A 22,533-nucleotide genomic window follows, 5' to 3' on the forward strand; every position below is an offset into this window, starting at 1 on the left:
AAAAATAAATAAAGACTTCTTAAAAATGCCATATCAACAGATACCAGAATACCCAGAAAATTACTCCTCAGGTAACATAATTTCTAGACTTATAGATGGTCTTGGATATCGTTATTACTGGGCTACAGATAATCTTGCAGATAGCGATCTAAAATATAAGCCATCTGCCGAAGGGTATAATACATATGAAACCATAGAACATATATATTGGCTTTCAATAATGATTACTAATACTGCGCAAAATTTACCTAGTATCAGACTTACTCCAAATGATCTATCTCCTCTGAATTTTGATATCTTAAGAAAAAAAACGCTGTACAATCTAAAGAAGGCAAGTGAATTATATGCAAAAAACACAAAAGACGATATAGATAACTATATGATAGTTATACAAAGTGATGGGTATAAAGGAGAATTCCCTTTCTGGCATATGATCAATGGTCCAATATCTGATGCGCTCTACCACACAGGACAAATAGTATCGTTTAGGAGGACAACTGGCAATCCAATAGATCCAAAAGTTAATGTATTTACAGGAAAAGCAAGGAGTTAAATTTTGGTTAAGAAGAGATTTAAACGATTTTTTTACTCATATAATTATATTTTTATCTCTTGTAATACCAAGTTTTTAGATCTTTTAAAGCCTTTGGGTTACCTAAATTAATTTAAAATTCTACTATAAATTTTTAGCATTAATTATGAGTAATGAGGAATATATTATAAAAGAAGCTACTCCAGATGAGTTTGCAAAAGTTGGAGAACTAATGGTTGATGTATATTCACAGTTAGAAGGTTTTCCTTCTAAAAAGGAACAACCCAACTATTATAAAATGTTGGCTAATATCGGAAGTTTAACAGAGAACCCTAAAACGAAGTTGTTGATTGCTATTTCTTCAAATAAAAAAATAGGAGGAGGTGTTGTTTATTTTGGTGATATGAAATATTATGGTTCTGGCGGTACGGCCACGACAGAAAAACATGCTTCTGGATTTAGGTTACTGGCAGTCGATCCAGCTACCAGAGGTAAAGGTTTAGGCAAACGTTTAACAAATGCTTGTATACAGATTGCAAAAGATGAAAAACAAAATCAAATGATAATTCATTCTACAAAAGCAATGCAGGTAGCATGGAAAATGTATGAAAATATGGGATTTAAAAGATCAGAGGATTTAGATTTTATGCAAGGAGAACTTCCTGTTTTTGGTTTTAGATTAGTACTTCAAGAATAATGAATCTCATTACAATAATTAGATATAATAAACTACACTACTACTATGATACTACCAGATTTTGAAAATATTATATTTTTCTTGGCAGCTGCATCTATATTAATTCTTATACCCGGCCCGTCTGTTCTTTATATTATGGCCAAAAGTGTCGAACAGGGTTATAAGGCAGGTATTGTTTCGGTTTTAGGAATAGGTATTGGAAGCATGGTTCATGTTGCGGCCGCTGCAATTGGTATTTCTTCTATATTACTAACATCTTCTACTGCATTTTCGATTGTAAAGTATCTGGGGGCTATCTATCTTATTTATCTTGGTATCAAAAAATTATTAGAAAAAATACCTAGTAAGCAACCTGTAATCACAAATAAAAACAAGCGATTAGACAAAATTTTTTATGAAGGGATATTAGTAAACACCTTTAATCCTAAGACAGCGATATTCTTTTTTTCTTTTTTACCACAATTTATAAATATTGACAAAGGAGGTAATGCCAGTCAAATATTATTTCTTGGTATTTTATTTACTGTTTTTGCAATATTAAGTGATACATTATATGTTTTACTTTCTGTGAAAATATCAAAATGGTTTACCAGTTCTAAAAAGTACCTCAAAAGACAAAAAAACATTACAGGTTCTATTTACATAGCTCTTGGCCTAATAACATTGACTATTAATCAGCCTATAGAGCATTCTAATACAAAATAGCAGGTATTTTATTATTATATAAATAGTCAAAAAACATATAATTTATTTGATGATTCGCTTTTTTGTAACTACACCTTAAAAACAAAGTCCTTTTACCGATAGTATAGTGCAAAATAATTAGTATTAGGTATGGAAATAGTATGTTACGGTTGTGGAAGAGGTGAAAATCCTGAAAATACAATTAAAGGAATACACCATTGTCAATCAATAAATCCAGATTGGTGGGTAGAAATGGATATTCAGATTACTAAAGATCAAAAATTAGTTCTATTTCATGATTATCAAACAAAACGAATCACTGGAGTAAATAACAAAATTCACCTACTTACTCTAAAAGAAATACAACAGCTTAATGCAGGGTATAATTTTAATGTTGAAAATGAATTTATATATCGTGAGAACCCTATACAAATTCCGACTGTAGAAGAGGTATTTCAAAAATTCCCAAAAGCTAAACTATTACTCGATCTTCATACAAATAATCTTATAGCCGTTACTCGGCTAATTACATTAATCAAAAAATATGCTATGGCTAACCAGATAATTATAGTTAGTCGATATGATGAAGTAATTTCTTCTTTCAAAAAGAAACGGCCTAAATGGAGGTATGGTGTACCTACCAAAGAAGCAAAAAAAATGATTTATAGTAGTTTTCTATATTTAGATAAGCTCTTTCCTATTACATCAGATATACTAATGCTCCCTAAAAAAGCTGGTAAAGTCAATGTTTTAACAAAAAGAGTGGTTAAGCATGTTAAAAAACGAAACAAAACACTTTGGGCCTGGATGTATGAAGGAGAAATTGTAGAAACTGTAGATAATGAAATGGAGCTAAATGAAATGAAAGAGCTTGGAGTAAATGGTATATTTACAGGTTATCCTAAAAAATTAGTGAATGAACTACAATAATTAACTTCAAACTTTAAAAAGATCCTATATAATCAATTGGCAAAATTATAATCATTCTATTATGAAAATACTAAAGACTATTACTCTATTATTAGGTGTTTTGATGTTATCCATATTTACCTTCTCTTTTGTAAATCAGAAACCAAAGAGTACTCCTCCTGGTAAAATAGTAGACATTGGTGGATATAATTTACACTATATCTCTAAAGGAAAAGGGGATTACACTGTTCTTTTTATACATGGAGCAAATGATGTAGCTCAACTATGGAGTCCAATACTTAATGAAGTAAGTAAATATACCAAAACAGTTGCGATAGACGAACTTGGTAGAGGGTGGAGCGATTGGGGGCATCATGATAAAACACGTAGACAACAAGCGTATGATTTTCATAAGCTATTAAAAACAGAAGAAATAGAAGGTCCATATATTTTAGTTGCGCATTCATTAGGAGGCTTAATTGCGCAATCTTTTGTAAAGCAATTTAAGAATGAAGTAGCTGGAGTTGTATTTGTGGATGCTACACACCCTGATGAAGTTTTTAGATTCCCTGATGAAGAAGGAGTATTAAGGTTTAGAGCAGGGCATACTACAGCTAGAGATATAGAAGTACCAAAAATTCAAACAGGGAAAATAGACAAAAAGCAACATTTGGAAAAAGTAGAACGAGCAAAGAAAGTAACTGAATTTAAAAAGTATTTTTCTCCTTCAGAAGCCGTAATACTTCAAGAAGCATACAACAGACCACAATTTAGGCCAAAAGATATAACAACTGCTTATCCATATTTATTTGAAGAACTTCGCGAAATGTCTAATCATAAAAGTATGTATACTTTTGGGAATATTCCGCTTATCATACTTAGTGCTCCTATAGACTATTCCTGGATAAGTGATGATACGTTCTCTAAAGGAGAATTCTCCTCAAGGGAAAAATTAGTAGAATACTCTATTAAATTACAAAAAGATTTTTTGAATTATTCAACAGTAAGCAAACAGATTTCTATAAATTCAGGGCATTATATTCATTTAGAAAAACCCAATATTATTATAAAGTCAATTAAAGAAATTTTGGACTCTTTAAAAAAGTAAGCAAAAAGCAAAACAACCAATGAAACCAAAACTAATCATTTTGTCTGACCTATGGGGAAAGAAAAAATCGGATTGGGTTGCTTATTATACCAAAGAGCTTCAAGATCATTTTGTGTTACAATATTATGACTGTTGTGAATTAGGAATGTTAGACATATCGACATACACCGAAGAAAACCTTCATAAACAATTTACTAAAGGAGGAATTGATCGGGCAGTGCAAAACTTACTTACCCTAGAAAAAGGAAAAATACATATCCTTGCGTTTAGTGTTGGTGGGGTCATTGGCTGGAAATCGGCTATAAAAAACCAGAATATAGTATCACTGCACGCGGTTTCATCAACAAGGTTACGATATGAAACAAATAAACCCAAAACAAAAATAAAGCTCTATTTTGGAGAGAATGATATCTATTCTCCAAAAAACGAATGGTATGCTCTAATGGGTATTAATGCCATTATAGAAAAAGAAAAAAAACATCAACTATACATCGAACCAGAATTTGCTATACAACTAAGCAATAGAATAAAAAATAGTATAAATCATTAAATAAAAAAAGCCTCACAATACTACAATACTGTAAGGCTTTAGTAATTACACTTGCAAAAAAATTATTTAATCATTATTTTTTCTGAAACACTTCGACTTCCATCAGATATTGTTATAAAATAAATACCCGATGTTATTCCCTCTAAAGAAATTTTGTTATCGGTTACTACTCCAGATTTTATTATGCTGCCTTGCATATTAGCTAATGTAAAACTACTGTCACGATTGTTTCTCAAGCTAATTTGAATATAAGTTGTAGCTGGATTAGGGTATACTTTGGCCAAGAACACTTTATCTTCCTGTTCTAATTTTCTATCAACTTTTATTGATGATGCTCCTTTAGCTCCCATGGTTGACCCTATATTTACAGTATAATCTTCTACTTCTCCATATCCAAAAGTTTCACAAGATGTTGGTACTCCGTTCCATTTCATAGCAACTCGCATTCGAGTATTTCCTAATACTGCTGTAGATGGTATATCAAAATTATATGATAGGTTGCTTGTCTCTGATGTAGATGCACTAACTACTTTTTCAGTCCCTTCAAAAGTTCCGTTTTTATTAAAATCAATCCATACCGCCCAATGTTCTGTATAAGATGCACTTGCAAACCCAACACTTAATATAATAGTATTAGCTCCATAGTTAAGATTTGCTACCTGAGCGGTAAAATCTCCATAACCGCCATTAGCTAATGTGGTGTTAGAGATCCCTCCTATTCCCACATAGTCAATATATTCATACTTTACAGTATTTCCTTTTGACGTACAATAGGAAACTACAGTATCAAGAGTAGTAACGGTTACGGTATTACTAGATGCGGAGGCATTTCCTGCTGCATCAAATGCAGATATTTTAAATGAATAGTTCGTTCCTGCTGCCAAGCCAGATACATTATACGAAACTCCGGTAGTTGTCGTTAGTACTGCTCCATCTTGATAAATCGTATATCCTGTAACCCCAATATTATCGGTAGAGGCTGTCCAGGAAAGCTGTGTGCTATTTTCTGTGATATTAGCAACTGTTACATTGGTAGGGGTTGTAGGAGTTTCAGTATCTGAACCAGTATTACCTCCTCCATTGAATGTATGCTTTCCCAGGCCATCAAAGGTATTTTGGGGATATGACTCCCACTCAGATGTGTTATATGTTGCAGATGGTGATGATACATCTGCTTTTCTTCTTAAAGTAGCATCCTTAGCAAAGTTAGACGATCCTCCATTAAAGGTTCCTATCACATCTATTAAAACTCCATCCTTAAATAAGCCTACGGGGTCATTACCATTAAAAGTCAATTCTGAAGCTCCCGAAACCAGATCTGCTTCATTTTTTATAGTATTCGAAGCCGAACTATTGGCAGCTACATAAACATCATTAGTAGCCAAAACACCAGAAAGGTTTAATCCTCCCGACCAAGATCCAGAGCCATTGGTTTGCCTTTTGATTGTATACCCTGAAAGATTAACCGATACGCCTGTATAGTTTGCTATTTCTAAAGCCTTATTATTTGAAGATCCTTCTATATACTCCGAAAAAAACAATGCCGTAGCATCACCACCAGGTGAAGTATTTTGAGTCGTAACATTAATCGTAGTACTAGCTGCAGATATATTACCTGCTGCATCTTTCGCTTTTACAGAAAATGAATACGTAGTGTTAGCGGTTAATCCCGAAACGCTATAACTGTTCATTAATGAAGAACTTAAAAATGCTCCATTTCTATATACATCATATCCTGTTACACCAACATTATCTGTTGATGCACTCCATGATAATACTGTAGATGTCTGAGTTGTATTTGTTGCTATGAGATTAGCAGGAATACTTGGTGCCTGCGTATCATTACCTCCTGTATCCCCAAACCTGTCTTCGGCTTGAGGTCCTCCCCAAATCTGAGTAGCAAATGCAGGATTATCTATAAATGGGTTTCTGTTACCTTGTATATTTTCAAGAATTGGATTACGTTGTAATTCTAATGGCGAAACAGGATCCTCTGCATTCCATTCTAAAAATAATTGTAGCATATTACTATCACCAGTTGCTGCTGCCCCTACTCCAACATTCTTTGGCAAACAACGATTGTTATAGCGTATATACATATACATCATCATACGTGCTACATCTCCTTTCCATTCATCACCAGGATACCAATGTCCTTGAGAAGTAGGTCCAGAATTACCCGATCCATCTGCAAACTTTCTATTTCCTCTTGATGAATTGCGCTGTACATCTGATGGTCGTAAGTGATGTGCATCTGCTCCTGGCCCTTGTGTTCCCAGATTCGGGTTACCCAATGATTTTGGATATACGTGCTCCCTGTTCCAGTCAGTAGATCCTCCCCCATTATTATTTACTCCTCGTGTTCTATCTGTACTCGAATTTCCATCCGTATCACTATATCCATATACTAAAACAACTTTTGAAGGATCAGAAGGTTCTAAATCGGTCTGCTTTAATGCATCCCACACCCCTGGTGTATAACTAAGAAATGTGGTATGTGTATTTGTCACCTTATCACTTAATTCATTTTTTAAAGCAGTTCCTGATAAGGTTAGGTTTACATCATTGTAATATGATGGTATCTGGCTATACCCCATAACAGGTATAAACAGAAGTAAGAGTATTATTTTTTTCATTATGTTATAAGTTAGTTTATTAAGCATAATTACGTGATCTCGAATCTAAAATTATTTTGTTAGACTTACTATAGTAAAACGTTATCAAATAGTTACCTAGTATGTTGACAATCCACTATTTACACAAAAAAACATATTCAAATCGCTACAATTCAATCAATTACTACCCCTAACGATTGTTAATAAGTTATTTCTTACAAAAAACAAGAGTGTCATTTACAACAAATTTCTGTAAAAAAACACAAAATCATAAACATGATTTTTGCTCATAATACTACTAATAGTCAATACTCTTAGCATTTTCTCTTATAAAATTTTATTCTTTGAGTGATTTAATCCAAAGTCATAAACAAGATCAATACCTTACTTTTTTAGTGGTTTTCATGTAACTGACTTACAATATTTTAAATTAAATTTAAACCATAACTTAAATATATTACACGATGAAAAAAATCTTGAATGTTACAGGAGTTCAGAAGTTAAGTAAAGACCAACAACAAAATATTAAAGGAGCATGGGGGCGTGCAACTTGCTGCCCTAGTGGAAGAGGATGCCTTATTAGCTTTGGAAATCAAAGTTTTTGTGAGCCTGGTCGTTGTGACCGTTGGGGGCGTTGTATCTTTTTCTAAGAAAATTCAAAACCATACAAAAGGCAAACTTTCTGGTTTGCCTTTTTTTGTGCTACATTTTTAATTAAAAACAATGTTATTTAACGTTTTAAAAAACTGACTCACACTATTTTAAAGTATATTTAAATACTAACTTAAATATATATATAATGAAAACTATTTTAGAATTAACTGGTGTTCAAAAATTAAGTAAAGAACAACAACAACAAATTAAAGGAACATGGGGACGAGCCACCTGTTGCGGGCCAAAAAAGTGTCGTATTCCTGGAACAAGTTTTTGTGATTATGGATATTGCCGATCTAACGGAAGTTGTATGTGGGCATAACCAAAATAACACTGTGTGAAAGTATTAAAAGATAATAGCGAATCTCTATGTTATTCTATTAAAAATAACCCAATTTATAAGTTGAAATTTATAAATCTCAAGAATATGGTGTTGTATTTTACTACATGATCCAATATTTTTAATGGAGAAAATCTGAATTATTAACTTTTAAAACTTTCACACAATGAAAAACATTTTGGAATTAACCGGTGTTCAAAAACTATCTAAACAACAACAACAAAATATTAAAGGAGCATGGGGGCGTGCAACTTGCTGCCCTAGTGGAAGAGGATGTCTCATTAGCTTTGGAAATCAAAGTTTTTGTGAACCTGGTCGTTGTGACCGTTGGGGGCGTTGTATCTTTTTCTAAGAAAATTCAAAACCATACGTAAAGACAAACTTTTAGGTTTGTCATTTTTTTGATCATTACTAATTGGTTCTGGTAAAGCAGCATCATTGTACTCAAAATTGAATTATTAACTTTTTTAAATATTTTACAAAATGAAGAATATCTTAAATTTAACTGGAGTTCAAAAATTATCCAAAAAAGAGCAACAAGACATCAAAGGTTCCTGGGGTCGCAGAGTATATTGTGGCGGACCAAAAAGATGTTGTTTCCGTCTTCCTAATGGAGCAGAATTTTGCGATTATGGATATTGTCAATCCAATGGAAACTGTATTTGGGCATAACCAAAACAGTATTGGGTATCATCACTAAAAGATGATAGTGAATCTCCAATTATTACTCTTTTAAAACAGTTTTTTATAAGTTGAAATTTATAAATCTCAAGAATATGGTGTTGTATTTCACTACATGATCCAATATTTTTAACAAGAGATAATCTCAATTATTAACTTTTAAAACTTTCATACAATGAAAAACATTTTGGAATTAACTGGAGTTCAAAAACTATCCAAACAACAACAACGTAATATTAAAGGAGCTATGGCGAGCATATCGTGTTGTGGACGTAACAAATGTCGAATTAGTTATCCTGGAGGAAGTTTTTGTGAACCAGGTAGATGTAACACATGGGGACAATGTATTTTATATTAACAATATTTTAAATCTTAAAGTATTGGATAAAGGATGTGCTTAAAAAGCCATCCTTTTTTTATGGGTATGGTCAATCAATCGATAGTAAACAGATATTAGATATATACAAACTCTTTTAGAGTATAATATTATAGAAATACTCTAGATTTGTAAATAAACATACATGAGAGAGATATAAGGTATATCCTCTATTTAATTGTTGTATTTAATATTAGATAACGAAATATGAAATATCAAAAATTTCCTCAACACTATTATTACGTAGTTTTTCTTCTTCTATTTAATTCTGCTTTTGGTCAAAACTTAAAGCAAGAAAAAATGGAGCAATTAAACTTTATGATTGGAGAATGGATCGGTACAACCAAAGTTTATGAAAATGGAATTGTTTCGAAGCAAGGATCAGCCCATCAAAAAATTACTTATGACCTAGATAAGAGTATTTTAGTCATTGAATTGAATACTGAGTTCTTACAACTTCATACCATAATTTATTATGATGAAAAAGATAAAAAATATTATTACTACCCTTTTTCTAAAAAAGGGGTAAATAGATATCCTGCAGAGTATAAAGATGGACAACTCATTGTACAAAGCAATGAAAAAAACAGATTTATTTTCAGTAAAACTCCAGAGGGAGGCTTTCGAGAGTATGGAGAACAATTAATTAACGGGAAGTGGATAAAATATTTTGAAGACAACTTTAAAAATACGCAGTAAATAAAATGCTAAGCACAACTATGTGTATAATTTATTACATCGTAAATTCCTCGCATTTTTGTTATCTTTCCTTCTTGATCCTAAAAATTTTACCCATTTTTCCATAATGAAATTATACACAAAACCGCCAGACTGTCTCAGAACTTACTAAAAAAATATTTAGATTAGAAGAGTTAACTGCAGTCACGATAAATTTGATTATCCTTCAGGCTTATTTCTTAATAAACCTTTCCTTAAAATAATGAGAATAATTACTTCCCAATGGTAGCGTAATATCCCCTATTTGTATTCTATTAGCATCTATTTTGTTAACGTGTTTTAAGTTTATCAGGTAGCTTTTATGGATTCGACAAAATTCAAACAAGGATAATTCTTTATCAATTTTAGAGATCGTATTTCTAATAATTTTTATTTCTCCATCGGTAAGGAATAGCTTTAAATAATTACCATAAGATTGAATATACAGTAAAGATTCATATGTGATCTTATGAATAATCTTTCCTTCTTTTATACAAAAATAAGTCGAATTAGTACTAGCAGTATTAGTTTCTAAATTTTGAGAAGTTTCGTTTTTCTCTAGTGTAATCACTTTTTTCACTCGTTCTAAGGCCTTAACAAAACGAACAAATTTTATTGGTTTCAATAAATAATCTACCACTAAATCATAATTGTACGTTTCTATAGCATAATCAGAATAAGCCGTAACCATTATCACTTTTATATCTTCTTTTTGAAGAGTATCTAATAACTCAATTCCAGAGATTTCTGGCATTTGTATATCCAAAAGAATAATATCTACCCGCTGTTTATTAATTTCGTTAAGTGCTTCTAAACCATTATAGCAGTTTCCTACTATTTTTATGTAATCTAGTTTATTACAATAACTTTCTAATAAATTATGCGCGTAAGGCTCATCATCGATAATAAGTATGTTATAGATAGCATTCATAAGTTAATATTTAAATAAACGCGATAAGTTTTATCCTTTTCTTCGATCATTAGTTCGTGCCTATCTGGGTAAATAAGTTGCAAACGCTTTATGGTATTTATTTGTCCGATATAATTTTTAGACACTTTTTGATTTTTGAACAGACTATTTTCTATAATTAACTCAAGCTTAAATTGGTCATAAAACAGCTTAATATTTATAAAACTAGGAAGTGAGGTATGAGTTCCGTGTTTAAATGCATTTTCGACAAAAGGCAAAAGAAGAAGCGGTGCTATAGAAGTTTTAATATCTGTTTTAGGTCGCTTAAACTCTACCGAACAATTATCTCGTAATCTCATCTTCTCTAATTCTATAAAAGCTTCTATTAACTGAATTTCTTTACGAACCGGAATTCTCTGAGCAGTTGAAAATTCTAAATGATATCTAAGCAATTCAGCTAAGTTAATAAGCATTTCGGTACTTTTCTCTGAATCAACCTGATTAACACCGCAAATATTATTGATAGTATTAAACAAAAAATGAGGGTTGAGTTGAGCTTTCAATACATGGATTTCCATTTTCAGCTTATCTACCTGAAGTTTTTGGAGTTCTAATTGGCTTATAATACCTCTCTTTGCTATTCGAGACATTATAACAATAAAGGTTATTATAAATATATTTTGGATCCATTGTCTAATATCTACTTCAGCTCCTTCACCGTATAAATAAGCACCAAAATATGCGGCACAATATCCTATAATTATAGTAAGTGTAATAGCAACAATACTAAAATAGATATACTGTTTTTTAGGAAAAAAATAATCTTGAAAAAAGAACAGAAGATACGTTAGGATAATAGAAGGGATAATAATCGTAGTTGTATCCAGAATCTTTTCTAGTATGTCTGTATTTTCTGAAGACCAAAAAGCAAAAATCACGAGTATAGCGAGCACCCAAATTAAACAGTGATAATACCATCGCTTTTTTAGTATTTTTTCTACCATTTTCATCAAGTGTAAAGGTAAGGATTACTTTAGTTGTACTTCTTTTTTTGTGATCAACACGGTTCATCACATTTTTAATAAATCATATCACATATACACCTACGCCTATCACAATTATTTTAATCTGTCTTTTTTCGCATCTAGTTTTGAGAGATAGCAAATATTTTTCTCAATCAAAAAATTAAAAAATGTCAAGTAAAAAAAAGTATATACTTCTTATTTTAAACCTATTAATTAGTCTAACATTATTAGGGCAAACACAATTTAAACAACTATCTCAATCTGAAAAATTAGATGATTTCAACTATTTATATAGCGAACTTCGGGCTTCTTATCCTTATTTTGGAATCAATAAAAGAGTACATAATCTCGATTGGCTTTCAAATAAAAGGAAGTATAGCAAACAAATAAAGGAAACAAAGAATAACAAAGAGTTTTTTAAAGTTCTTAATGGAGTTTTTAATGATTTAAATAATGGCCATACAGATGCTTACCCAACAATAATTTATAACTATTTTTATGATGCATATAAACAAGGAGTAGCTCAAGATTCTATATATTCAGTTTATGTAGAAGAATTAGAAAAATCAGATGTTATTCGTTCTGCATACTGGAAAAAGATTAATCGCGAACTTTTCTTTCCAGAACGTAACAATAATGCTAATAAGAACAACATTAACGAAATCAAGACAGATACAGAAACGCCTAAAAATGTTGAAATCGATTTTATAGATTCATTATCAACTGCAATTATCAATGTAAAATCATTTAGCTATGATTATGTAGAGAAAGATGCTGATACATTAAAGCATTTTTTTAACAAAGCATATAATTATAAAAACCTAATAATAGATATACAAGGTAATGATGGTGGTAGTACAGAATATTGGTTGCAAAATATGATTCCCTATTTAATTGATGATACCATTACCTACCCTATAGTCTATGGTTTTAAGAATTGTGATAGGTTAAAAAAATTTAAACCAAACTATTTTGAAAATACTATCGCTTATGAAGAAATTGGATTACCCAATATGCCAAAAGAATTAAAAGATGGTAGTTATTTATTTAGAAGAGAACATATAACAATAGATCCTGTTTCTAACAAAAGAAAATATTCGGGTAAGATTTATCTTTTGGTAGATGGTAAAGTATTTTCTAGTTCAGAAGCATTGGCATATTTCTGTAAGGCAACTAACTTTGCAACTGTTGCTGGGGAAAAAACAAGTGGAGATGGAGTCGGGACAGACCCATTACTATTAACGCTTCCTAATAGTGGAATTGTTATTAGATTTACCGGAGAAATGGGATTAAACCCTGATGGAAGCGCTAATGATGAAACAAAAACAGTTCCTGATCTAATTATAAAAGCTTTTAGTGAGAAGGAAAGACGAAAAAAACTTCTTAATTACATTAAGCATAAAGAATAAAACCAACTTGCAACAATTGGCTATACAATAATGATAAACAAAGACCAGAGTGTTATAGCATTTGGAAAAATGAAACAAAAATGCAAACCGAAATAAACAAAACAAGACGAGAATATATTAAACGAATTAGTTATGTGTTGGATTTCATAGAAAAGAATCTCGATACAAACTTATCACTCGAACGGCTATCCCAAAAAGCTCATTATTCATCGTATCATTTTCATAGAGTTTTTTCAACAATTATTGGTGAAAATTTAAATCAATATATTAATAGAAAACGAATAGAACGTATTGCTTCGATCCTGCTTGTCGACGCTAATAAACCTATAAAGGAACTTGCCTACAACTATGGTTTTAATAGTGAAAGTTCATTTTCAAGAGCATTTAAAAAGTATTACGGAGTTAGCCCTACCAGGTTTACAACCCAGGGAAAAAATATACTTAGCAAGATTGGTATAGAACCTTTTACAACCGAAAAATACATTTGTAGCATTGATAACATTAAAAAATGGATTGAAATGAATGCACAAATAACCGTAAAAGAACTACAAGAAATAAAACTTGCTGGCATAATGCATATAGGAGAGTTTGATAAAATTGGCAATATGTACCAGAAATTGATAGAATGGGGGAGCAAAAAAGAAATGTTTCCAATCTCAGATTTTAAAGCTATTACCATTTATCATGATAATCCAAGCGTTACCCATACTTCAAAAGTAAGGTATAGTGCATGTGTAACAATTAATAGAGAATTTAAAGCCGAAGGAGAAATTAGACCTCTTGTGATCCAAAAAGGGAACTACGCCGTTGGAAATTTTGAGATTGAAGCAAAAGATTTCTCAAAAGCATGGAAAACTATGTCTTTATGGGTACTAGATAACGATTATAGGTTTAGAGATGGAGATTATTTTGAAGTGTACCTTAACGATCATAAAACGCATCCTGAACAAAAATTTATAGTAGATATATGTATTCCTATCGAAAAACATGGTAAAAATATCAAGACATCTGGCAAAGAGGATCTTTCTAATCACAGCAGATCAGCCAAGCAAGATCAGGTACAATTAGATTATCACCAACTTATAGGGTACATGAAAAAATTAAGAACTTTTTTTCATAGAGAATATGCTACGGTCTTTAGATTAGGGACCATTTATCAAGGTAATCCAGATTTTTCCTATTTTTCTTTAACTACCGAGGAGTTAAAAAAACAAAAATTGAAATTTGTTATCATCTTTAATCATAAAATGATGTGTTTTACAATATGCTTATCTGGTCAAAATAAAAGTATCCGAAAAAAGTATTGGGAGATGTTTAAAGGTAGTAGCTGGAATACCTATCATCTAGCAGAATCAATTAATGACAGTCTTTTGATTATCGATCATAAAATAGTGGAAAAGCCTAATTTTGACAATACCAATATTTTAACAAAACAAATTGAAACTGAATCCTTAAAATTTATAAACGAAATCAGAGAGATTCTCGAAGGATAAAAAACGACATATCACAACGTATACGATTAATTGCTCCACTTTCGAAGGAAGTCAAACAAACAAGTATTATAAAGACAATCATTAGGAATAGCTAAAGAGATTTTACCGTATATGTACTTATATATTAAGGTACTTATACTAATGTAAGATTGATTTTGGGTTAGTATATTGGTTCATACAATAACCAATATTAAAACCAAACTATGACACAAAGCATCAATTCATCAAACATTACGCCTATTACGATTTCTAATAATCTATTTATGTGCGGTACAGATCAGTGGGCACCTAAAGGAGTTTGCTACCAACCTACAGATTTTGTAGATCCAATTTCAGACAATAATCTAACTACAATTCAAGATTTATTGAAAGCTACAACAACTTATGGGTTCACTAATATGAAAATAAACGCCATTCGTGTGTATCAAGTTGATCCAACAAAAGATCACACACAAGTAATGAATGCCCTGGCTGCTGCAGGAATTTATGTGTTAGTAGGAGCTGTGGATCATACCACAGTACATGACGGTCCTACAATTTATAATGCCAGGCTGAAGGCGGTTGCTGATGAATTCAGTAAATACCAGAATGTTCTGGGGTTTTCAATAGGAAACGAAACAATTGATCCTGGTACAGGAGGTCAAAATCCAGGTTATGATATTCCAAACAAAATTAGAGCCGGAGCCAAATACTTGAAAGCCTATATGGCAAAAAGCAGCCCTCGTGTTGTTCCTGTTACAGCGGCACTTCGTGATGATCCTGATTTCACTATACCAGCAGCTAAGGCATATATGTGTGGGGATTCTTCTGAGCGTCTTGATTTCTTGGGTTACAATTGTGAGCGATGGGCAGGAGGAACACTTGCAGCAAAAGTTGGTGCTTACTATACTTTAACAAAAGCATTTGAAGGTACCAACCCTGTACCGATAACTTTTACCGAAATGGGGTCAAACCCCAGGGCTGTCTCTCCAAGAACTTGGAAACAAGTTGATTATTTGTATGGAGGTACGAAACTCACTCCGCAATCGGGATCGGGTTCGCCAATAAATATGGCAGATGTCGTTTCGGGTGGCTTTGCATTTAGATATTACGAACGAAATGCGGGATGGGGAATGCTCACAACAAGCGGTGACGAAATTCCTGGTCATGGTGCAAATTCGATAATTACCGAATATTCTAAAATAACATCTTTTAGTAGTACAGGAAATACAATGGGAACTGCTCCTTGTGATCAAAATAACCCATATGTAAAAGGATCTGCTATTCCATCATCAGGATTACCAACAGCTGTAAAAGTAACATTAACAAATTCTATTACAACGCCTCCTTCAGGAAGAAATATTAAATTTAATTATACTTCGAATTTGAATGCTGCTAATCCGACTTGGATAGAAGCGGTTGCGATTAAAGCCAATGGCCCAAAAACAACATTCACTTTTCCTAAAGGGACAAATGGGATTTCAATGATATATGAAGTTGATTCTAAATGGAATCAAGGCTGTCAATTAAAAGGACAAGCTTTACTTCAACTCGCAGATGGAGATACTATCGAAGGTAATTGGATGAGTCCGGATGGTAATGGAAATTGTAAGATTAGCTAAAGTTTAATATCCATCATTCAAAAATATAGTAAAGAGTGTTACTCACAAACATAAACACCATTAATGCTGGTGTTTATGTTTTTTGAATTCTCAAAATGTATCCCTAATCATTTCTATGATTAATATTATCCTTTCTTCCCTTGGTATTTTTCATAACATCAATTTTAATTTCGGTTATATCACAAGTATTTCAATAATCAATTTGGGAACATAACTTTTGTGAATAGATTTGTTGATCCTCTAAACTATGTGATAATACAAGATTATAGTATTTTTGCTATATAGAAAAGGGTTTAAAGATTAAAAGAGCTAACTGTCGCAGTATTATTGAACAAAATCATTAAAGTAAGATATGAAATATACTCCCGAAGCTGGATTCCCATATTATTATGACCTTGTAAAGGATATGAATTATCGATCACTCTTTGCTTCGTCATCAACAATTATATTCCTAAATTCTATCAGTGAAGAAAAAGCTGTTTATCGCTATGCTCCTACTAAATGGAGTATTAAACAAATTGTTGGACATATAACTGATCATGAAAGGATAAAAATATTTCGAGCATTTTTAATGAGCAGGAATGAATCAATAGAACTATGGGGCTATGATCAAAATCTGTTAGTAAATAATAGTCGTTTTGAAGAACTAACTCTGAAACAATTAATAACTGACTTTGTTAATGTACGGAATGCATCTGCTAGTTTTATTGAGACATTGTCTGAAAATCAATTACTAATAAAAGGTATGGCTAGACAATATGAAATTACTCTTGAAGACTTTCTAAAATCTATTATTGGTCATGAAAAGCATCATATAAATAGTATTAAAGAAAGATACATTTAATAAAGACTGTAACAATACGTTTCTATAATGTGTAAAAAGCAAAACATAAAAAACGAAAATAGCTATACCATATAAAAATAGCCTTATTAGATCTTAGAGTCGCAAAAATCTTATTCCCTGAAAGAGGTTGAATTATGCGATGACTTATGAAATACTATCATATGCCAATAGACAACATACCAGAATTATATATTAATACCCCTAAACTCAAACCAGATCTTTTTGTTTACGACTTTAAAATGACCGAAGATACTATTAAAACTAAGGTCAATTTAAATATGCACATGTTTAGTTTCTTACAAGTTGGAAAAAAGCAAGTGCACTTTGCAGGAACATCAGTTACTGTAAATAAAGATCAATCACTACTTCTTAAAAAAGGAAATTGGATTTGGACAGAATTATTAGATACAGATGCTATTTATTATTGTAAACTTTTATTTTTTTCTGAAAAAATACTTGAGGATTTTTTAGAAAAACACATTCAACACCAACAAATAGTAAAGGAAGAAGTACCATATTTTGCAATTAGGAATGATGCATACATAACTTCATATTTAAACTCATTATCAACAATTAGTGATGCACCAACAGTTTTTATAGAAAACCTACTTTCTGTAAAATTTGAAGAAATTATGCTGTACCTTATTCATAAATACGGAAAAAAGTTTGAGCTATATCTAAAATCATTAATAGTTAAGGAAACTTCTCCCTTTAAAAAAATTGTCGAAAGTAAAATACATTCGAATTTAAAACTAGAAGAAATTGCATTTTTATGTAATATGAGTTTATCGACTTTCAAACGTCATTTTATTAGTGAATATAAAACATCTCCCGGAAAATGGCTACAAGACAAGAGACTTCAAAAAGCAAAAGAAACGTTAGAACTAGGCAAACTAACACCATCAGACATATATCTTGATTTTGGGTATAATAATCTTTCAAACTTCAGCATAGCTTTCAAAAATAAATTTGGGGTCAGCCCCAAAGAAATTTCTAAATGATATTTCATTTTTTTCGTTTCATTTTTACACTTGACCTTTTTTCATAAGTTATTGAACTGTTTTAGTAATTGAGTAAGACCATCTACACTGTACATTTGTACTAAGATTATAACAAAAATTAAAACATAAAATAATGAATATTACATTGTCACAGGCTGAAAAAATCATTTCAGTAGCAAAAGAAAAATCTATAGCAATAGATACAAAAATGAATATTGCAATTGTAGATGCAGGAGCAAACTTAGTAGCATTTGCTCGTATGGATGGAGCTTGGTTAGGTTCTTTAGACATATCAATCAAAAAAGCAAAGACAGCCCGTTATTTTGATATGAATACGGGAATCATTGGAGAATTATCTCAACCTGGAGGTGCTTTGTACAACATCGAACATTCTAATAACGGTTTAATTACTTTTCCTGGAGGTGTACCAATTAAAAACGCGGCCGGTGAAATTATTGGTGCTATTGGGGTAAGTGGAAGTTCTGTTGAGAATGACCATGCAGTTGCAGAAGCTGGAGCATCAGCAATCTAAAATCTTAAGTAGTGTACTAAAAAGAGGAGAATTAGCATGCTAGTTCTCCTCTCTTCTTTTTAAAAATAATATGAAAAAATATATTGCCGAATTTATTGGCACGTTTGCTTTAGTCTTTTGCGGTACAGGAGCAATGCAAGCCTGGAAAACATATAACAAAACGAAATAAAAGCATCAGTTAATAATTCTGTTTGGTAAATAAAATGGTTACTGTTTAATCAAAAAATTATTTAAATCCATCGTTCGCATATAATGAACCTTCACATTATAGAAATTGGAAAAACCAGAATACCGCATTTCTACCCATATAGAACACTTTTAAACATTCTTAAACTCAAATAAAAAAATATCTATAGGATACTTCGTTATACCCATATCGTATTGTAGTTTGGTTAAGTTAGACTCTGAATTCTATTTCCACACATTGATTTGATCGGTAAAAGAAAGCTTATTATCAACATCTTATAAAAATTAATTACTAAATTAGGTGTTTAACCATGCAATTAATGTATACAAGTATGTTACTACACATGTCTAAAAAATGAAGCCTATGATCAAAATTCATCATTTAAACTGTGTTCAAATCGAATCACCAATGGGATCTGCAATTGGGCATTGTTTACTCCTTGAGGGAATAAACCAATTAGTGCTAATTGATTCTGGGATTGGATTATCAGAGACCAAAGACCCTGAAAAAAAACTTGGAAAGGAATTGATAGAGCTTACAGGTTTTAAATTTGACGAAAAACGTACTGCCATAGCACAAATACAAAAGTTAGGATTTTGTCCTGAAAAAATTAAAGATTGTATCGTTTCTCATCTTGATCCCGATCACATTGGGGGGCTTGCCGATTTTCCTGATATGAAAATTCATATTGCTAAAGAAGAGTACGAAAGTTTTAAAAGTGGAAACGAAAGGTATCTTCCCCAACAATTGGCACATAATCCGGAAATAAAATTGTACGAAAAAAGTAATAGCAAATGGTTTGGACTCCCTGCCCGAAAAGTTGATTTAGATTTTGAAACCGAAATTTACTTAATCCCTTTGTTTGGCCATACACTAGGACATTGCGGAGTAACATTTAAAGAAAACGAAAAGTGGATTTTTTATGTAGGAGATGCGTATTACCTGAGAGATGAGATATCTGATTTGAATCATCCCGTAGATGAATTAGCACGGATAAGAGCTGTCGATAATGAAATGAGAAAAGAAAGCCTTCAAAAAATAAGGGAAATAGTGAAAAAACATGGAAAAGAAATTGAATATTTTGGTTATCATGATCCTACAGAGTTTCAGGCAACTAAAGAAAACTTAGCAGATAACGATGTTTATTATTAATGCATACCACAAAAGACAACTATGAATTCAATACTTAAAAATATTCTAGCTGTTATTGCCGCATGGTTAGGAGGTAGTATTATCAATATAGCTCTCATCAAAGCTGGTCATAAATTAATTCCTATACAAGGAATTGATCCCAATGATATGGATGCTCTCACAGCCGTTATGCCATCTTTAGGGTTCGAACATTTTATTTTTCCTTTTTTGGCTCATGCTCTGGGTACTCTTACCGGTGCAACGATTGCTGGTTTAATAGCTGCAAGCCATAAAATGAAATTCTCATTAGGTATTGGTGGATTATTCTTATTTGGCGGAATCATGGTTAATTATATGCTACCCGGCCCTACCTGGTTTGCCGTTGCAGATATAGTTATCGCTTATATTCCTATGGCATGGATCGGTGGAAAAATAGCTATGAAGATATCAGAAAATAAAAAAAGAGGGGAATAGAAAACTTTACTTAATCTAATACAGTGTATAAATAAAAGTAATTGCATCTGGTTTATTTTATTTGATATATCAAATAAATGAAAGTTAATACTCCCACAACCACTACATTATATTCTATTGAACAAGCCATTAAAGCTTATAGAAGACTGTGCAACAGAAATATTTCGAAAGTCATTGAAGACATCACGGTTGATCAAGCTTTAATCCTAATTATTTTAAATGACAATAGCAGTTTAACCCAAATGGAAATCGGTGATTTAGTCTTTAAAGATTATGCTTCTATTACAAGGATTTTAAATTTGATGGAGAAAAAAGGGTACATTAAAAAAGGAATCAACAATAAAGACAAAAGACGTTCATCACTTGAAATTACAACTAAAGGAAAAGAAACATTAACTATTTTAAGTCCAACCATACAACTTAACAGAAATACCGCCCTTAGGAATATCACAGAGGATGAGTTGAACCAATTATATACAATACTTAATAAAATAACAATCAACTGTAATCAATAAAAATGAAAAAGATAATTCTATTTACTATTACTTTTATTCTACTCTCTTGTAAACAAGAAAACAAAACAATATCAAAAGATTTTGACACTATAGGAATAACAAAATATCTCGATTCTTTAGATGGATTTAGCGGAGCTGTTTTAATAGCAAAAAATGATAGCATAGTAGTAAAGAAAGCATATGGTTTTGCTCATTTAGGTCATAAAATACCGAACAATATAGATACAAAATTTTCGTATGCTTCTATTGGAAAATCATTTACATCTGTATCAATTTTTCAGTTAATCCAGGCTAGAAAGCTTTCTCTTGATGATACTGTAGGTAAATTTATTCCTAACTATCCAAATCAAATTGTAAGAGATTCTGTTACAATTAGGCTTCTGCTAACTCATAGAAGTGGTATACCTAACTATTTTGCTTCTGAAGAACTAAAAAAAACATCTAAAGATTTATATCGAAGCATGCAAGATTTGGCTCCATTATATGAAAACAAACCGATGGAGTCGATGCCTAATGAAACATTTTCTTATAGGAACACAAATTATATTTTACTTGCCAGAATTATAGAAATAGTTTCACAGCTATCGTATGAACAGTACATAAAAAAGAATATATTTTCTATTGCTAAAATGTCTAATTCTGGGCTTTATGATATTGATCATCCTATAGAAAATGCAGCAGAAGGTTATACTTTATCTGATATATACCCAAATAAGTTAAAAAAAAATACTTTCATGGGTACTGTTAGAGGAAGCGCTGCAGGTGGTGGTTATACAACTATTGAAGACTTATATAGATTTACCTACGCCTTTAGGAAAAACAAATTATTAGATATAAAGCATACTAACCTAATGAAAACTCAAAAATCTGATGAGGAGTGGTATGGCTATGGTATGCAATTTCCTGGTTTAGTTGATTCAAAAATGTATGGTCATAGTGGAGGGCATTTTGGAGTAGGAAGTGAATGGCGAATTTATGAGAAGCAAAATTATACGGTTATCATTTTAACAAATAAAGATGCAGATCAAGGTTTTTTAGACGCTCGATTCTATATACAAAAAACTCTTGCCGGATCAACACCAATGACCGATAGTTATTTTTATACAAAAAAAGTTGTACGTAATTGTTTTGAAAAGAGTTTTGAATACGCAAAAAATATGATTAAAGATACAGCAGAAAAGTTATCTGAAAGGGATTTAAATTCCAAAGGTTATGAAATGATAAAAAGAGGTTATTACAAGAAAGCAATTCAGCTTTTTAAACTAGAAGTATATGCTTTTCCTAAATCATATGATGCCTATGATTCTCTTGGTGAAGCTTATATGAAAAATGGAGATACAGAAAAAGCCATAACAAGCTATGAAAAAAGCTTGAAACTGAATCCCAAAAACGAAAACGCAAAAGAAAAACTAAAAGTATTATCAGAAAATAACATCTAAACCTCTCTGAATTCTCATAGAAAACATAAAATTTATTTCAGATCTTAAAAAGTATTTTCCAATTTGAAAACGTATAAAATTTTATACGGTTAACAAGAAATGAAATGCT

Annotated in this window: 25 protein-coding genes; 22 read left to right on the plus strand and 3 right to left on the minus strand. The window is 31.5% G+C overall.

All coding sequences use genetic code 11. The features are described 5' to 3' along the window. The first annotated feature begins 25 nt into the window (after positions 1-25). The 6 genes from NNH57_RS26010 to NNH57_RS26035 all read left to right on the plus strand — a co-directional run bounded on the left by NNH57_RS26010 (position 26) and on the right by NNH57_RS26035 (position 4,480). The gene (locus tag NNH57_RS26010; RefSeq protein ID WP_082995019.1) at positions 26-553 is read left to right on the plus strand and encodes a hypothetical protein; all 528 of its coding nucleotides are present in this window, start codon (positions 26-28) and stop codon (positions 551-553) included. A 145-nt stretch (positions 554-698) separates the two neighbouring features. Further along, positions 699-1,229, plus strand: a complete 531-nt coding sequence (locus tag NNH57_RS26015; protein WP_074409924.1) for a GNAT family N-acetyltransferase — start codon at positions 699-701, stop codon at positions 1,227-1,229. Between the two features lie 45 nt (positions 1,230-1,274). Then, positions 1,275-1,934 (plus strand): LysE family translocator, encoded by a 660-nt coding sequence (locus NNH57_RS26020; RefSeq protein WP_074409925.1) that lies wholly within the window; start codon positions 1,275-1,277, stop codon positions 1,932-1,934. A 129-nt stretch (positions 1,935-2,063) separates the two neighbouring features. Beyond that, positions 2,064-2,843, plus strand: a complete 780-nt coding sequence (locus NNH57_RS26025; RefSeq protein WP_108807614.1) for a glycerophosphodiester phosphodiesterase family protein — start codon at positions 2,064-2,066, stop codon at positions 2,841-2,843. Positions 2,844-2,904: 61 nt separating this feature from the next. Then, complete coding sequence (locus NNH57_RS26030) at positions 2,905-3,930, plus strand: alpha/beta hydrolase (RefSeq protein ID WP_074409927.1); 1,026 nt, start codon at positions 2,905-2,907, stop codon at positions 3,928-3,930. Between the two features lie 19 nt (positions 3,931-3,949). Next, a complete protein-coding gene (locus tag NNH57_RS26035; protein ID WP_074409928.1) occupies positions 3,950-4,480 on the plus strand; it encodes an alpha/beta hydrolase in 531 nt (176 codons plus the stop codon). Between the two features lie 62 nt (positions 4,481-4,542). Here the strand turns inward: NNH57_RS26035 and NNH57_RS26040 are convergent, their stop codons facing one another. Further along, a complete protein-coding gene (locus NNH57_RS26040) occupies positions 4,543-7,116 on the minus strand; it encodes an endonuclease (protein WP_234423340.1) in 2,574 nt (857 codons plus the stop codon). Positions 7,117-7,559: 443 nt separating this feature from the next. On the opposite strand from NNH57_RS26040, the gene NNH57_RS26045 reads away from it, so the two are divergent. The 6 genes from NNH57_RS26045 to NNH57_RS26070 all read left to right on the plus strand — a co-directional run bounded on the left by NNH57_RS26045 (position 7,560) and on the right by NNH57_RS26070 (position 9,845). Next, the gene (locus tag NNH57_RS26045) at positions 7,560-7,745 is read left to right on the plus strand and encodes a hypothetical protein (protein WP_025667826.1); all 186 of its coding nucleotides are present in this window, start codon (positions 7,560-7,562) and stop codon (positions 7,743-7,745) included. 149 nt (positions 7,746-7,894) lie between these two features. Then, a complete protein-coding gene (locus NNH57_RS26050; protein WP_159099189.1) occupies positions 7,895-8,071 on the plus strand; it encodes a hypothetical protein in 177 nt (58 codons plus the stop codon). A gap of 184 nt (positions 8,072-8,255) precedes the next feature. Continuing rightward, positions 8,256-8,441 (plus strand): hypothetical protein, encoded by a 186-nt coding sequence (locus NNH57_RS26055; protein WP_024769611.1) that lies wholly within the window; start codon positions 8,256-8,258, stop codon positions 8,439-8,441. Positions 8,442-8,572: 131 nt separating this feature from the next. Beyond that, entirely contained in the window at positions 8,573-8,761 is a 189-nt protein-coding gene (locus tag NNH57_RS26060) for a hypothetical protein (RefSeq protein WP_074409930.1), read from the plus strand. Between the two features lie 184 nt (positions 8,762-8,945). Continuing rightward, on the plus strand, positions 8,946-9,128 hold the full coding sequence (locus NNH57_RS26065) for a hypothetical protein (protein ID WP_109097090.1): 183 nt from the start codon (positions 8,946-8,948) through the stop codon (positions 9,126-9,128). Between the two features lie 225 nt (positions 9,129-9,353). Further along, complete coding sequence (locus tag NNH57_RS26070) at positions 9,354-9,845, plus strand: hypothetical protein (RefSeq protein WP_074409931.1); 492 nt, start codon at positions 9,354-9,356, stop codon at positions 9,843-9,845. A gap of 211 nt (positions 9,846-10,056) precedes the next feature. Here NNH57_RS26070 and NNH57_RS26075 read toward each other — a convergent pair whose 3' ends face one another. Both NNH57_RS26075 and NNH57_RS26080 read right to left on the minus strand, forming a co-directional pair. Then, positions 10,057-10,794 carry a LytR/AlgR family response regulator transcription factor gene (locus NNH57_RS26075; protein WP_074409932.1) on the minus strand — a complete coding sequence of 246 codons (738 nt, stop codon included), beginning with the start codon at positions 10,792-10,794 and terminating at the stop codon, positions 10,057-10,059. After that, positions 10,791-11,777 carry a sensor histidine kinase gene (locus NNH57_RS26080; RefSeq protein ID WP_159099188.1) on the minus strand — a complete coding sequence of 329 codons (987 nt, stop codon included), beginning with the start codon at positions 11,775-11,777 and terminating at the stop codon, positions 10,791-10,793. The genes NNH57_RS26075 and NNH57_RS26080 overlap by 4 nt, the downstream gene beginning before the upstream one ends. Positions 11,778-11,965: 188 nt before the next feature. Here NNH57_RS26080 and NNH57_RS26085 point away from each other — a divergent pair, with 188 nt between their 5' ends. The 10 genes from NNH57_RS26085 (at position 11,966) to NNH57_RS26130 (ending at position 22,424) form a co-directional block, all read left to right on the plus strand. Further along, the gene (locus NNH57_RS26085) at positions 11,966-13,207 is read left to right on the plus strand and encodes a S41 family peptidase (protein ID WP_108807611.1); all 1,242 of its coding nucleotides are present in this window, start codon (positions 11,966-11,968) and stop codon (positions 13,205-13,207) included. 80 nt (positions 13,208-13,287) lie between these two features. Beyond that, positions 13,288-14,700 (plus strand): AraC family transcriptional regulator, encoded by a 1,413-nt coding sequence (locus tag NNH57_RS26090; protein ID WP_108807610.1) that lies wholly within the window; start codon positions 13,288-13,290, stop codon positions 14,698-14,700. Positions 14,701-14,903: 203 nt separating this feature from the next. Beyond that, positions 14,904-16,301, plus strand: a complete 1,398-nt coding sequence (locus tag NNH57_RS26095) for a glycoside hydrolase family protein (protein ID WP_074409936.1) — start codon at positions 14,904-14,906, stop codon at positions 16,299-16,301. A 352-nt stretch (positions 16,302-16,653) separates the two neighbouring features. Next, a complete protein-coding gene (locus NNH57_RS26100) occupies positions 16,654-17,145 on the plus strand; it encodes a DinB family protein (protein ID WP_074409937.1) in 492 nt (163 codons plus the stop codon). 161 nt (positions 17,146-17,306) lie between these two features. Beyond that, positions 17,307-18,146 carry a helix-turn-helix domain-containing protein gene (locus tag NNH57_RS26105; protein WP_108807609.1) on the plus strand — a complete coding sequence of 280 codons (840 nt, stop codon included), beginning with the start codon at positions 17,307-17,309 and terminating at the stop codon, positions 18,144-18,146. 133 nt (positions 18,147-18,279) lie between these two features. Further along, positions 18,280-18,678, plus strand: a complete 399-nt coding sequence (locus NNH57_RS26110) for a GlcG/HbpS family heme-binding protein (protein WP_074409939.1) — start codon at positions 18,280-18,282, stop codon at positions 18,676-18,678. 550 nt (positions 18,679-19,228) lie between these two features. Further along, positions 19,229-20,017 carry an MBL fold metallo-hydrolase gene (locus tag NNH57_RS26115; RefSeq protein ID WP_108807622.1) on the plus strand — a complete coding sequence of 263 codons (789 nt, stop codon included), beginning with the start codon at positions 19,229-19,231 and terminating at the stop codon, positions 20,015-20,017. Positions 20,018-20,038: 21 nt separating this feature from the next. Further along, complete coding sequence (locus tag NNH57_RS26120; RefSeq protein WP_108807608.1) at positions 20,039-20,470, plus strand: hypothetical protein; 432 nt, start codon at positions 20,039-20,041, stop codon at positions 20,468-20,470. A gap of 77 nt (positions 20,471-20,547) precedes the next feature. Next, entirely contained in the window at positions 20,548-20,985 is a 438-nt protein-coding gene (locus NNH57_RS26125; protein WP_074409941.1) for a MarR family winged helix-turn-helix transcriptional regulator, read from the plus strand. A gap of 2 nt (positions 20,986-20,987) precedes the next feature. Further along, a complete protein-coding gene (locus tag NNH57_RS26130) occupies positions 20,988-22,424 on the plus strand; it encodes a serine hydrolase (RefSeq protein WP_074409942.1) in 1,437 nt (478 codons plus the stop codon). The last annotated feature ends 109 nt before the right edge of the window (positions 22,425-22,533 follow it).

Origin of the sequence: Aquimarina spinulae, from assembly GCF_943373825.1 — a bacterium.
Classification (GTDB): domain Bacteria; phylum Bacteroidota; class Bacteroidia; order Flavobacteriales; family Flavobacteriaceae; genus Aquimarina; species Aquimarina spinulae.